This window comes from Streptomyces sp. MB09-01 (genome assembly GCF_033794505.1).
GTDB lineage: Bacteria > Actinomycetota > Actinomycetes > Streptomycetales > Streptomycetaceae > Streptomyces.
Map to the genome: position 1 here is coordinate 1 of NZ_JARAYQ010000255.1, position 11,589 is coordinate 11,589.

At 72.8% G+C, this 11,589-nt stretch carries 11 protein-coding genes and 1 tRNA gene; 7 read left to right on the top strand and 5 right to left on the bottom strand.

Annotated features, from left to right (window positions below):
- Positions 1-164: 164 nt before the first annotated feature.
- Genes PV721_RS35175 through PV721_RS35185 form a run of 3 tightly spaced genes read left to right on the top strand, consistent with a single transcriptional unit; the run spans position 165 to position 1,643 of the window.
- The gene (locus tag PV721_RS35175; protein WP_319731602.1) at positions 165-605 is read left to right on the top strand and encodes a MarR family transcriptional regulator; all 441 of its coding nucleotides are present in this window, start codon (positions 165-167) and stop codon (positions 603-605) included.
- A gap of 43 nt (positions 606-648) precedes the next feature.
- Positions 649-1,020 carry a DUF4180 domain-containing protein gene (locus tag PV721_RS35180; RefSeq protein WP_319731604.1) on the top strand — a complete coding sequence of 124 codons (372 nt, stop codon included), beginning with the start codon at positions 649-651 and terminating at the stop codon, positions 1,018-1,020.
- Positions 1,017-1,643, top strand: a complete 627-nt coding sequence (locus tag PV721_RS35185; protein ID WP_319731605.1) for a HutD family protein — start codon at positions 1,017-1,019, stop codon at positions 1,641-1,643. Before PV721_RS35180 ends, PV721_RS35185 begins: the two co-directional genes overlap by 4 nt.
- On the opposite strand, the gene PV721_RS35190 is transcribed toward PV721_RS35185, so the two are convergent.
- Positions 1,633-2,547: an EamA family transporter gene (locus PV721_RS35190; RefSeq protein ID WP_319731607.1), complete on the bottom strand. Its 915-nt coding sequence runs from the start codon at positions 2,545-2,547 to the stop codon at positions 1,633-1,635. The genes PV721_RS35185 and PV721_RS35190 overlap by 11 nt on opposite strands.
- Positions 2,548-2,616: 69 nt before the next feature.
- Here PV721_RS35190 and PV721_RS35195 point away from each other — a divergent pair, with 69 nt between their 5' ends.
- Positions 2,617-3,108: a MarR family transcriptional regulator gene (locus tag PV721_RS35195; protein ID WP_319731620.1), complete on the top strand. Its 492-nt coding sequence runs from the start codon at positions 2,617-2,619 to the stop codon at positions 3,106-3,108.
- A 10-nt stretch (positions 3,109-3,118) separates the two neighbouring features.
- On the opposite strand, the gene PV721_RS35200 is transcribed toward PV721_RS35195, so the two are convergent.
- Complete coding sequence (locus tag PV721_RS35200) at positions 3,119-4,927, bottom strand: galactose oxidase-like domain-containing protein (protein WP_319731609.1); 1,809 nt, start codon at positions 4,925-4,927, stop codon at positions 3,119-3,121.
- Positions 4,928-5,141: 214 nt separating this feature from the next.
- Here PV721_RS35200 and PV721_RS35205 point away from each other — a divergent pair, with 214 nt between their 5' ends.
- Positions 5,142-5,795, top strand: coding sequence for a DUF4360 domain-containing protein (locus PV721_RS35205; RefSeq protein WP_416371249.1), 654 nt, complete (start codon positions 5,142-5,144; stop codon positions 5,793-5,795).
- 100 nt (positions 5,796-5,895) lie between these two features.
- On the opposite strand, the gene PV721_RS35210 is transcribed toward PV721_RS35205, so the two are convergent.
- On the bottom strand, positions 5,896-6,939 hold the full coding sequence (locus PV721_RS35210; protein WP_319731612.1) for a LacI family DNA-binding transcriptional regulator: 1,044 nt from the start codon (positions 6,937-6,939) through the stop codon (positions 5,896-5,898).
- 304 nt (positions 6,940-7,243) lie between these two features.
- Positions 7,244-9,298, bottom strand: coding sequence for a calcium-binding protein (locus PV721_RS35215; RefSeq protein ID WP_319731614.1), 2,055 nt, complete (start codon positions 9,296-9,298; stop codon positions 7,244-7,246).
- 320 nt (positions 9,299-9,618) lie between these two features.
- On the opposite strand from PV721_RS35215, the gene PV721_RS35220 reads away from it, so the two are divergent.
- Both PV721_RS35220 and PV721_RS35225 read left to right on the top strand, forming a co-directional pair.
- Positions 9,619-10,992 (top strand): hypothetical protein, encoded by a 1,374-nt coding sequence (locus tag PV721_RS35220; protein WP_319731616.1) that lies wholly within the window; start codon positions 9,619-9,621, stop codon positions 10,990-10,992.
- Between the two features lie 66 nt (positions 10,993-11,058).
- Positions 11,059-11,134: transfer RNA gene (locus tag PV721_RS35225), tRNA-Gln, on the top strand.
- A 19-nt stretch (positions 11,135-11,153) separates the two neighbouring features.
- Here the strand turns inward: PV721_RS35225 and PV721_RS35230 are convergent.
- The coding region (locus tag PV721_RS35230; protein WP_319731618.1) for a carbohydrate-binding protein at positions 11,154-11,589 on the bottom strand (436 nt) is incomplete at its 5' end.

Consider the following 11,589-nt stretch of genomic DNA (forward strand, 5'->3'; position numbering starts at 1 on the left):
GGGGGTGCTCATGGCTGGGGGGACCTTCTTCGTGTTTCGGAGCTGAAAGCTTCGGAACGCAGATGTTTGACTTCCTCAAGTAACTCGACCGACGGTAAACGTCGATAGTTAAGGTGGTCAAGTAAACAATTGATAATGTCAACCATCCTGAGTACGCTCCAGGTATGAGCGACACCGCCACGCACGCCCCCACCAAGCTCCAGCTGCTCGAACTGCTCGCGGCCATCGGCACCGCCCAATGGCGCGAGTTCGCGGCCGCCGCCGCCCAGCACGGCCTCACCTCGACCCAGGCCAGGGTCCTCGCCCAGCTCGACGGCCCCGTGCCCATGCGCGGCCTCGCCACCCTGCTGGTGTGCGACGCCTCGAACGTGACCGGCATCGTCGACCGCCTGGAGGCCCGCGAACTGGTGCGCCGGGAGCCGGACCCCGCCGACCGCCGCGTCAAGAACGTCGTGGCCACGGACGCGGGCCGCGAGATCATCCGCCGGGTCCGCGAGGAGATGCAGGACATGCACGGCGCGCTCGACACCCTCGACGAGGGCGAGAGCGCGACGCTCTACGCCCTGCTCGGCCGCCTGCGCCCCTCGGTGGAGAAGGGCGCCTGAATCGCGTCGACGCCGTTGCCGTCCCGAACTAGCCTCGACCTCCATGAGCATCCTGCAGACGATCAATGGCGTACCGGTCCTGATGTGGGCGGCCGAGGGCGAGGTCATCGCGGGCGAACGCGATGCCCTGGACTGCATCGGCGACGCCTCCTACCAGGGCGCGCAGTGGGTCGTCATCCCCGCCGAACGGTTCGACGACGGGTTCTTCCGGCTGAGCACCCGGGTCGCCGGGGAGATCATCCAGAAGTTCGCCCAGTACCGGGTCGGGATCGTCGTCCTCGGCGACATCTCCCGCCACACGGCGGCGAGCTCGGCGCTGCGCGACTTCGTCCGCGAGTGCAACCGCGGGCGCCAGGCGTGGTTCCTCACCGACACCGGCGAACTGGCCGCGCGGCTGACCGGGCCGACCGCGTGAGCGCCGGCGACGGGCTCCGCCTCCTGAGGGCCGCCGACCGCGGCGCGACCCCCTGGAAGAACGGCGGGGGAGTGACCCGCGAGATCGCCGCGCGGCCCGAGGGCGCCGGCATCGGGGACTTCGCCTGGCGGGTGAGCCTCGCGGAGGTCGCCGCGGACGGGCCGTTCTCCTCGTTCCCGGGAGTCGACCGCACCCTCACCCTGGCCGAGGGGGCGGGCATGGACCTCGTGGTGGCCGGTGTCCGCCACCTCGTGGACGAGCGGTTCGCGCCGAGGGACTTCGCCGGGGACGAGCCGACGGACTGCCGCCTCCTCGGTGGTCCGGTGGTCAACTTCAATGTGATGTACCGGCGGAGTGCGACCCGGGCGGAGACCGCCGTCGTACGGGGCGCGCTCGCGCTCGCCGTGCGGCCCGGGGAGACCCTGCTGGTCGTGGCCCTGGAGGGGCCGGCGCTGCTCCACCGGTCCGACGACCGCGGCCCGGGCTCCGGCCGGGCCGAGGAGCTGGCCCCCCACGACGCCGCCCTGCTGACGGGCGGGCCCGAGCGGATCCTGCGTACGGCCGGGCGCGCGGCGGTGGTCCGCTTCGGTCCCGCTCCGGCGGCGGACGCCGTCAGGGCGTAGTCCCCGCCCCCGTGGCCGCCGCCCGCGCCCGCTCCGGAGACCCCGGGTGCGCGCGGGCCGCCGCCGGGCGCCCCAGCAGCACCCCGGCCAGCGCCAGCGCCAGGCCGCAGAGCTGCAGAGGGCGGAGGGACTCCCCGGAAAGGGCCGTGCCCAGCAGGACGCCGGTCACGGGGTTGAGCAGGCCGAGCAGTCCGACGGTCGCGGCGGGCAGGTGCCGCAGCCCCGCGAACCAGGCGGCGAAGGCCACCGCGGTCGCCACCACGGTCACGTAGCCGAAGCCGGCCAGCGCGGGGCCGTCGAGCCGCGGCGGCGCCCCCTCCAGGGCGGCCGCGAGGGGGAGCAGGAGCAGCCCGCCGCCCAGCAGCTGCCAGGCCGTCGACGCGAGCACGTCCACCCCGGCGCCCCACCGCTTGGCCAGTACGTAGCCGAGGGAGGCCATCCCCATGGCGGCGGCCGAGGCGAGCACGCCGAGGGGGTCGAGGGGTGCGCCCGGGGTCAGCAGCATCAGGCAGACCCCGCCGACCCCGACGCCCGCACCGGCCAGGTGCCGCAGGCCCGGCCGCTCCGCCAGCAGTGCCCAGGCGAAGAGCATCATCACCAGCGGCGCCGTCGCCATGACGGTCGAGGCCACGCTGGTCGGCAGCCGCTGCGCGGCCAGGTACACCAGCGCGAAGAAGCCGCCCATGTTGAGGATGCCGAGCAGCGGCGCCCGCCACCACCAGCTGCCGCTCGGCAGCCGCCGCCCCGCCGCGAGCAGGAGCAGCAGCCCGGCCGGCAGGGCCCTGATGACGCCCCCGTACAGCGGGTGGCCGGAGGGCAGGAACTCGCGGGTGACGAAATAGGTCGTGCCCCACGCCACCGGGGCCATCGCCGTGACCAAGGACCACCGCAGAGTGTCTTCCATGGAAGATATAATATCTTCCATGGAAGGCAACGCTATGCTGGCCCCGTGAAACCCCAGTCCAAGGACCACGTGGCCCGCATCCAGGACGAGTGGGCCCGCGAACGGCCCGACGTCGACGTCAGTCCCCAGGGCGTGATCGGGCGGCTGCACCGGCTCGGCCTGCTCCTGACCGACCGCCTTGCCCTCGTCTACCGCAAGTACGGACTCGGCGAGGGGGAGTTCGACGTCCTGGCCACCCTGCGCCGGGCGGGCGAGCCCTTCGAGCGGGCGCCCGGCGAGCTCGCCGCGCACACCATGGTGACGACGGGCGCCATGACCAAGCGGATCGACCGCCTCGAACGCGACGGACTGGTCACCCGCCGCCGCTCGGCCGCCGACGGCCGGGGCCGGGTGGTAGCGCTCACGCCGGCGGGACGGGACCTGATCGACCGGGCCTTCGCCGAGCACATGAGCAACGAGCGGAGCCTGCTGGACGGCCTGACGCCGCTGGAGGCCGCGCAGCTGGAGCAGCTCCTCACCACCTGGCTGGCGAAGGTCGAACCGCCGCAGCCGGGACCCTGAACGCGCTGCCCTACCGCGGGCGGACGCCCAGCTTCACCCACTTCGCCGTGCTGGGCACGCCCTTCGCGTCGAGCAGGAAGAGCATGTAGTACCCGGGCGGGGCGTCGGCCGCGCTCGGAGGCGTCCGGAGCCCGATCGCCGAGCCGTTCACCCCGGTGATCCGGAGGTCCAGGTGGCGCTGACTGGTGTTCACCGAGTGGGTGACGGTGGTCGGTGCCAGCAGCACGGCGCGCTTGACGTCCTTCGCGGTCGAGCTCGTGACCTGGAAGGCCGTGTCGTGGCCGAGCTCTCCCGCGGGCGCCCGGTCGAGCGCCGGGCGCGCACCCCGGTGCAGGTAGGCGGGCTCGTACAGCTCGATGCTGCCGTCCATCCCGTCCTTGATGTCGGGGTCGTTGGCGATCTGCTGGAGCTCGTCGCCGGTGACCATCACCCGACCGTCCGGCAGGACCAGGGCGTTGGAGTGGTAGCCGCGGGGCAGCCGCTGGGCGGGCCCCAGCTTCCAGTGGCCGCGCGCGTCGCGCAGCTCGATCTGCCGGTACTTCAGGTCCGCCTTCGGATTGAACGGTCCGTTCCCGTAGTCGCGGGTGTCCAGGGCGCCGTTGACCGTGAGCAGCGTGCCGTCCGGCAGGATCAGGGTGCCGTCCTGGGTGCGGCCGAAGGCCCTGGGCTCCTCGATGCTCCAGCGGCCGCCGGACAGCCTGTACGTGAGCGGGTCACGCGGGTCGCCGCCGAGCACCAGGACGGAGTCCGGGCCGCGGAAGCCGGCCGGCAGCGGCACGGCCGAGCCGTAGCCCCGGAAGTCGGCGGGCCGCCGGGGCAGGTCGGTGCGCACGTCCTTGACCGGATCGAAGAGCCACTGCTGGTCGGCGTCGCGGCCGAGTCCGTAGATCTTCCCGTCCCGCAGCGAGAACAGGTGCGGATAGTCGTTGCGGAAGGGTGCCTCGGAGCGGAGCCGCTCCGCGGGGACGCCCGCCGGGATGTCGAACGGGCGCCAGGGCACCCGGCGTCCGAGCGCGGGGAAGCGCTCCACCACCGGGGTGGGTGTGCCCGTACCGCGCTCGGACTGGCCGGACATGATGATCTGCCGGCCGTCGACCCCGGTCACGACGGAGGGGTACCAGCGGCCCACGGCCATGTCCCGGTTGCGGAACCAGGTCTCGGTCCAAGGGTCGAACACGAAGGACAGCTTGGCGCCGCTGCCGCCCTTGCCGCCGACGTTGCCGCCGAAGACCCCGACCATCCCGTTGGGGAGGTAGGAGTGTCCCGCGCAGAAGAAGGGCGCCGGGCGCGGGGCGTAGGTGCCGTCGGGCATCAGCACCACCGGCGGGGGCACGTTCTTGAAGGCCCTGGCCCCGGTGCCCTTGGCGGGGTCCCAGAGGTAGGCCCGGCCCGCGTTCGTCCGCCCCACGGTGTTCGTGGGGCCGGTCTCCTTGGTGGGATCGGCCTCCACGCGCTCGAACGAGAAGAGCAGCACCTTGCCCGTGTGCAGCTGGGCCACGTGGACGCCGAAGTCGGGCGAGGGGAAGAACTGGGTGAAGCGGCCGAACCGGGCCGCGTCGAAAGCCGCGTTGGCCTTGCGCTGGGACTCCTGCAGCGAGGTCAGGCTCGCCGTGCGCTTCGACTGCGGATAGCCCTGGGTGCCCTTGGCCTCCTGGCGCAGTCGCGCGTGCGCGCGGGCGTGGTCCTCGCCGAGCACGGCCGCCTCGTCGCCGGTGTGGTGCGGTGAGGCGAAGGCGGGCGGTGACCCCGTCGCCGTGACGGTCAGGGCGGTGGCGAGGGCCAGCGCCGCCAGGGCGGCGGACCGTCGTACGCGGGACATGGGACTCCTCACCGCAGGCCTGAAAGATCTCGCCGATATTAGGACAAACGCGACTCCGAGGCGGATGCGACTCGGCGCACCGCGCCGCCTGCGGCCGTTCGTGTACCGGTATGGGCTGATTGATCGTTTCTGCGGTGAATCGTCTCGGCCATCGAGGTGAGACCGCGTGCCCGTCGGCCGGCCGGTGCCGCCGCCGACGGCTATCCATGACGGTGTGATCAAGTCGCTCCGTACCGGATTCACCGCAGCCGCCGTGACCGCAACACTCGTCACGCTCACCCCCACAGCCGGGGCCTCCCCCTCGGCGCCCACCGACGAGGTGACCGTGGACGTCGCCTCCGTCAACGGATCGGGCTGCCGGCCAGGCAGCGCCACCGTCGCGGTGGCGCCGGACAACTCGGCCTTCACCGTCACCTACAGCGAGTACCTGGCCCAGGCCGGAGGCGGCGCGCCCGCCACCGAAGGCCGCAAGAACTGTCTCCTCTCCCTCCAGGTGCACGTCCCCCAGGGCTACACCTACGCCGTGGCCCAGGTCGACTACCGGGGCTTCGGCAGCCTGCAGGAAGGCGCGATCGGCACCCAGAAGGCCAGCTACTACTTCCAGGGCATGAGCCAGACCGCCCAGCGCACCCACAAGTTCCACGGCCACTACGAGGACAACTGGCAGGCGACCGACACCACGGGCATCGAAGCCCTGGTCTTCGCACCCTGCGGCGAGCAGCGCAACTTCAACATCAACACCGAACTGCGCGCCGAGGTGGGCACCTCCGACCCGTCGCAGACCAGCTTCATGGCCCTCGACTCGACGGACGGCGGCATCAACAGCATCTACCACTTCTCGTGGAAGCAGTGCCCCGTGCGCCGCTGATCCGGGACGACGTCCCTCCCCCTCGGTCCGGCTGCCGGGACCCGCCGTCACGCGGGCCCCGGCAGCCGTTTCCGCAGGCCGTGGTTCTCCGTGGGCCGGGTCAGGCCGACACGCGCCGGACCAGGGTCGTCGCGGTGATCACCGGACCGGGCACGGTCCGCTCGTCCGGACCCCCGTTCAGCGTGCGCATCAGCAGCCCCGCCATCAGGCGCCCCATGCCCTCGACGTCCTGGCGTACGGTCGTCAGCGGAGGGTCGGCGCTCTCCGCCACCGGCTCGGCGTCGTCGAAGCCCACCAGCGCCACGTCCCCCGGAACCGTCCGGCCGCGCTCCCGCAGCACCTGCAGCGCGCCGGTCGCCATCAGGTCGTTCCCGGCGAAGACGGCATCGATCCCGGGGTCCCGGTCCAGCAGTTCGGCCATCGCCCGGGCCCCTCCCGCCACGGTGAAGTCCCCCTCGGCGAACAGCTCAGGGCCGTCGGCCGGGAGCACGTCCCGGTAGCCGCTGAGGCGGTCCGCCGCCGAGGTCTGGTCGAGCGGGCCGGCGATGTGCGCGATCCGCCGCCGGCCGAGCGCCAGCAGGTGGCGCACCGCGTCCCGGGCGCCGCCGCGGTTGTCCGCGTCGACGTACGCCACCCCGTCGTGCTCCCCGGTTCCGTCGGTCCAGCCGGGGCGGCCGCCGTAGACCGTGGGCATGCCGATGCGGCGGGTGATGGCGGGCAGCGGATCGTCGGTGTGCAGGGAGAACGCGAGCGCCCCGTCGACGTGGCCGCCGGCCAGGTAGCGCTCGATGCGGTCGTAGTCGCCCCGGTCCTCCACCAGCATCAGGACCAGTTGGGCGTCGTGCGCGGTCAACTCCTTGCTGATGCCGCGGATCTGGCGGGAGAAGAAGGGGTCCGAGAATATCCGGACCTCCGGCTCGGCGATGATCACGGCGACGGCACCGGTGCGCCGGGTGACCAGGGTGCGGGCCGCGTGGTTGGGGACGTAGCCCAGGTCCTCGATCGCCTCGCGCACCTTGTCCGCCAGGTGAGGGCGGACGCCGTCGCCACCGTTGACCACACGGGAGGCGGTGGCCCGGGACACCCCGGCGAGCGCCGCGACGGCCTCCAGGGTGGGGCGGTTCCCGGGACGCGGTTCCGACACGGGTGTTCCTCCATGCTGTAGGCGGGTCCCACGGGCGGTGGCCTCGCCGGACACAGCAGGGTAACCGGTACGGCCGGAACGCCGGGGGCGCTCACGGCCGTACCGCCCGCCACCGCGGTGCCGCTCGGTGGAGTCCGGTCGTTCACCGGCCGGTTACGAGGGCGCAGCCCGGCCGGCGCGGTGGCAGGCGACGGCCGAGGGGCGCCCAAGTGCCGGGATCCGGGCCGAGGATCGGTGCGCCGGCCCTGCTACGGCCGAACCCCCACCGCTACCGGGCCGCGATCACCCGCACTGCACGGTCGGCTCACGGGCAGCTGATGCGGGTGTCGCCCGGGTCGGTCGTGCAGGTGTCGCTGCCGAAGCCTCCGTTCGCGGTGTCGTTGCCGGCCACGGCGTCGACCGTGTTGAGCCGGTCGTTGCCGTAGTTGCCCAGCAGGGTGTCGTTCCCGGTGCCGCCGTTCAGCGTGTCGTCGCCGAAGCTGCCGTCGATGTTGTCGTTGCCCGCGCCGCCGTGGACCGTGTCGTTGCCGTAGCCCGGGCGGAGCGTGTCGTTGCCGCCGAGACCGCAGATCACGTCGGTGAAGTAGCCGCCGTTCAGGGTGTCCGCGCCGCTGGTGCCGATGATCGTGCAGCCGCGGGCGTTGTTCACGGTGGTGTTCGCCGTGGCCCTGTCGTTGCCGGGCACCGGGTCGGTCTCCGCCGCGTCCGCCGTGGCGGTGTCGGAGAGGGTGCCGGTGCTCCGGGGCTCGGTCACCACGGTCACGGTGGCGGAGGCGCCGGCCGCGAGGGTGCCCAGGGTGCAGCTCGCGCTGGTGGCGGTGTTCGTGCAACTGCCCTGGCTGGGCGCGGCCGACAGCACGGTGCCGCCGGCTCCGGTGAGGGTGTCGGCCAGGGTGACGGCCGTCGCGGGCACGGTGGCGCTGGTGTTGCGCACCGTCACCGTGTAGGTCGCCTGGTCGCCGATGCTGACCGCGGCGGGACCGGACACGGTGACGGCCAGGTCCGCACCGGGCGGAGGCGGCGGAGTGGTGCCGCCACCCTCGTACCGGGCCAGCGCGAAGTCCTCGGCCGCCCCTCCGCCGCCCGCGGCGACCAGCCTGCCGTCGGGCAGCAGCGCCACCGAGTGGGCCAGGTCGGCGCCCCCGAAGTTCGTGGCCACCGTGCCGTCGCCACCGCCGAAGCCCGTGTCCAGGCTGCCGTCGGTGAGGTAGCGGGCCAGCGCGAAGTCGCCGTTGCCGCCGCCGACGGCGACGAGCTTGCCGTCGGACTGCTGGACCACGTCGTAAGCGGAGCTGCCGCCCTGGGGGCCACCGAGGTTGGTGGTCACCCTGCCGTCGCCGTCGAACGTCGTGTCGAGCGTGCCGTCGGCGTGGTAGCGGGCCAGGGAGAACACACCGGGACTGGAGCCGCCCACGGCCACGATCCTGCCGTCGGACTGCACCATCACGTCCTGGGCGGTGTCCATGGACCCCAGGTCGGTGGTCACCCTGCCGTCGCCGCTGAAGCTCGTGTCGAGCGTGCCGTTGGCGTTGTACCGGGCCAGCGCGAAGTCCCGTACGAGGCCCTCGGTCATCTCGCCGGCGGCGATGATCCTGCCGTCGGCCTGCAGCGCCAGCCCGTACGCCGTGCCGCCCCCCTGGATGCCTGCGAAGGAGGTGAGCACCTTGCCGTCGCCGTCGAAGGTGGTGTCCAGACTGCCGTCCAGGGCGTTGTACCGGGCCAGCGCGAACAGTCCGCCGACACCGCCGGCGGCGACGATCTTGCCGTCGGCCTGCACTGCCACGTCGGAGCCCTGGTCGGCGCCACCGCCCCCGAAGTCGGTGACCGCCTTGCCGTCGCCGTCGAAGGTCGTGTCCAGGGTGCCGTCCGGGTTGTAGCGGACCACCGTGAACCAGGCGACGCCGCCCTCGAGGTTCTCGCTGGTGCCGACGACGACGATCTTGCCGTCGGCCTGCAGGGCCACGCCGTTGGCCGTGTCGGAGCCGCCGGCGATGTCGGTGGACACCTTTCCGCCGTCGCCGAACGTGGTGTCGAGGCTGCCGTCGGCGTTGTAGCGGACCGCCGCGAAATTGCCGAAGAAGTCCGTCGTGTCACCGCCGACGGCGACGATCTTTCCGTCGGGCTGCACCGCCACGTCGGCGGCGGCTTCGGAGGCGCCGAGGTCGGTGGTCACCATTCCGTCGCCGCCGCCGAAGGTGGGATCCAGATCGCCCGGGGCGGCCAGTGCCGCTCCGGGCAGGGCCACGGCGAGCGCCAGACCCAGGACGACCGCCGCGGCGATCCTGTCGGCGCGGCGCCCGCGGCCACCTCGCGTGACCCGTCCCCGAGCCCTTCGAGCGCCCCACGTGAATGTCGACATGCAAACCCCTCTGCCGCTGCTCGCCCTGCCTTCGGTCACCCCTCGTGACGGGCCACAGCTTCCGGCCACCGCCGCGGCGGGACCTCGGCGGCTCGCCGCACCCGGTCCGCCGGAGGCGGCGGTTCCACCCGACCGCCGTACAGGACGCCGCCGAGGGGGCGGGAGGGGGGCGGACCGGCGCCAGGGCACAGGGGTCAGAGGGGCTGGCGACGGGTGTGCAGGAGGGCGGGCGTCCCGCCGTAGCCGTTGCGGCGGAGCCGTGGCTGCGGCCTGCGGATATCCAGTTGGGCGCGCGGCCGCTGGGTGACAGGGTGAGGCCCATGCCGTCGCCCACCGTCGAAGAACTCCTCCGTGAACTGCACGCCTCGCTCACCCTGCGCAAGCGGCCGGAGGATGTGGCCCGGCTCATCCAGGATCTGTACGCGGCCCAGGGCACCGAACTCGACACGGCCACCGAAGAGGCACTGGCCAAGGCCGCCGAGCACTCGCTGCGCACCCTTTGGCACGGATACACCTCCATGCGGGAGGAGTTCGCCCGCCCGGTCGGCGCACAGCGCCAGCTCGCCCGTGTGGCGAGCCTGTTCACGGATGTGCCGGAGCTCCCGGACGGCGCGGGAGACGATCCGGACCGGATCGAGGCCGTGATCCGGCGCGCGGGCGAGTCCATAGGCCGCGCGTACGGCCAGAACGACTTCGGCCGGGACCGTCTCGACCGGGCCGGGCGCACTGCTGCCGGTCTCGGCGAGGTCTCCAAGCGGCAGTACAACAAGCGCTTCCGGCTCCTGCGCCGCATGGAGGCCAAACTGGCGCGGCTGATACACGAGCAGCGCCGGCGCGAGGTGACCATGACGGGCAAGGGAGCCCTCGCCCACGTACTGCCGTACGGTCTCTTCGCCACGGACCCGGACACGGCGGCCTTCGTCGCGTACATCACCGCGCGCGGCTACATGCGCAGCGTCTTCACCAACGGCCGGCAGCGCCAGGTCTACGACGAGGTCGCCGAGGCGCTGTTCCAGCGCTTGCGTGCGCAGCCCGAGCGGACCTGCTGGTCCGCGGTCGCGCACGTGCATCCCACGTCGGAAGTGCTGGCCGCGGTGTCCGACGAGGACCTCACCCGCCTGCTGGTGCGGTGGAACGGCTTCCTGCGCCAGGTGGCGGACCTGCTGGAAGACGCCTGGAACCGGCACCCGCTGGAGCGCGAAACGATGATCGTGCGCCGCGGCGACGACTCGTCGACGTGGAACCAGGCCGCACAGGCGTGGAACACGGCCCGGGCCCACTGGTTCGCGATCCTGTCCGAACTGGGCCGGGAGGAGATCCTGGACCGGTTCTGCCCGGGCAAGGTGCCCCGGCTGATGGCCGCCGACGTGGCGTACTGGCACCGCATGAGCGGCGGCGGGCTGCACCCTGACACCTACGTCAGCGCGGAGCTGCCCCTGCCCTGGGAAGTGCTCCGGGGAGAGAAGGAATGCCCGCGTTCGCTGGTCGAGGCGGTCTGCGCCCGGCACCGGGTGGACCCCGTCGCGGGCGGCTGGACCGCCCCCAGGCCGACGACCGAGGCCGTCGCCTTCCGCCGGACGCCCGAACTCGTGCACGGTGTCGTTGTTGCGGACCCCCTCATGGCCGGCGCCCTGCGGTCGGCCGGAGTCTTCTCCGGCAAGGGCAAGCGCGCAGCGGCGAGAGAGTGGCTGTGACCGGCCGCCCCGGGGCCGGGGAAACCGGTTGCCCGGGACGGCGGACCCAGCCATGATCGACGTGGCGACGAGGAAGCTCTGCGGAGGAGCGCCCGGCTCTGATCCCGGGTGGACGTAGGTTCGAATCCTGCCCTCGTCGCCACTTCACCTGTCCGGCCCGCTCAGTGGCCGAAGTCGAACCAGTTGACGTTCACGAAGTCGGCCGGCTGGCCGCTCGTGAAGGTCAGGTAGACGTCATGGGTGCCCGTGACCGCGGTGATGTTGGCCGGGACCGTCCGCCAGCTCTGCCACCCGCCGGTGCCCGCGATCGAGAAGCTGCCGACGGGCGCCGAGTCCCGGTTGTCGAGGCGCACCTCGACCAGCCCGCTGACCCCGCCGGCCGCACCGCTCGCCACGCGTCCGTAGAACTGCTTCGCCGGTGTGGAACCGAAGTCGACGCCCCTGAACAGGGCCCAGTCGCCGTTGCCGATCGCCGCCAGGTCCTGGCCTCCGCCGGAGTCCGTGGTGGTCTCCTTGACCGTGCCCGCCTGGCCGTCGTACGACTCCGCCTGGATCGCGGAGTACGCGTCCCGGTTGCCCGGCGGCGGGGTGGTCGGG

What these genes read in the sequence shown, in the direction of transcription:
- PV721_RS35175 (WP_319731602.1), top strand. Translation starts at nt 165, where the DNA reads ATGAGCGACACCGCCACGCACGCCCCCACCAAGCTCCAGCTGCTCGAA.
- PV721_RS35180 (WP_319731604.1), top strand. Translation starts at nt 649, where the DNA reads ATGAGCATCCTGCAGACGATCAATGGCGTACCGGTCCTGATGTGGGCG.
- PV721_RS35190 (WP_319731607.1), bottom strand. Translation starts at nt 2,547, where the DNA reads ATGGAAGACACTCTGCGGTGGTCCTTGGTCACGGCGATGGCCCCGGTG.
- PV721_RS35200 (WP_319731609.1), bottom strand. Translation starts at nt 4,927, where the DNA reads ATGTCCCGCGTACGACGGTCCGCCGCCCTGGCGGCGCTGGCCCTCGCC.
- PV721_RS35215 (WP_319731614.1), bottom strand. Translation starts at nt 9,298, where the DNA reads ATGTCGACATTCACGTGGGGCGCTCGAAGGGCTCGGGGACGGGTCACG.
- PV721_RS35220 (WP_319731616.1), top strand. Translation starts at nt 9,619, where the DNA reads ATGCCGTCGCCCACCGTCGAAGAACTCCTCCGTGAACTGCACGCCTCG.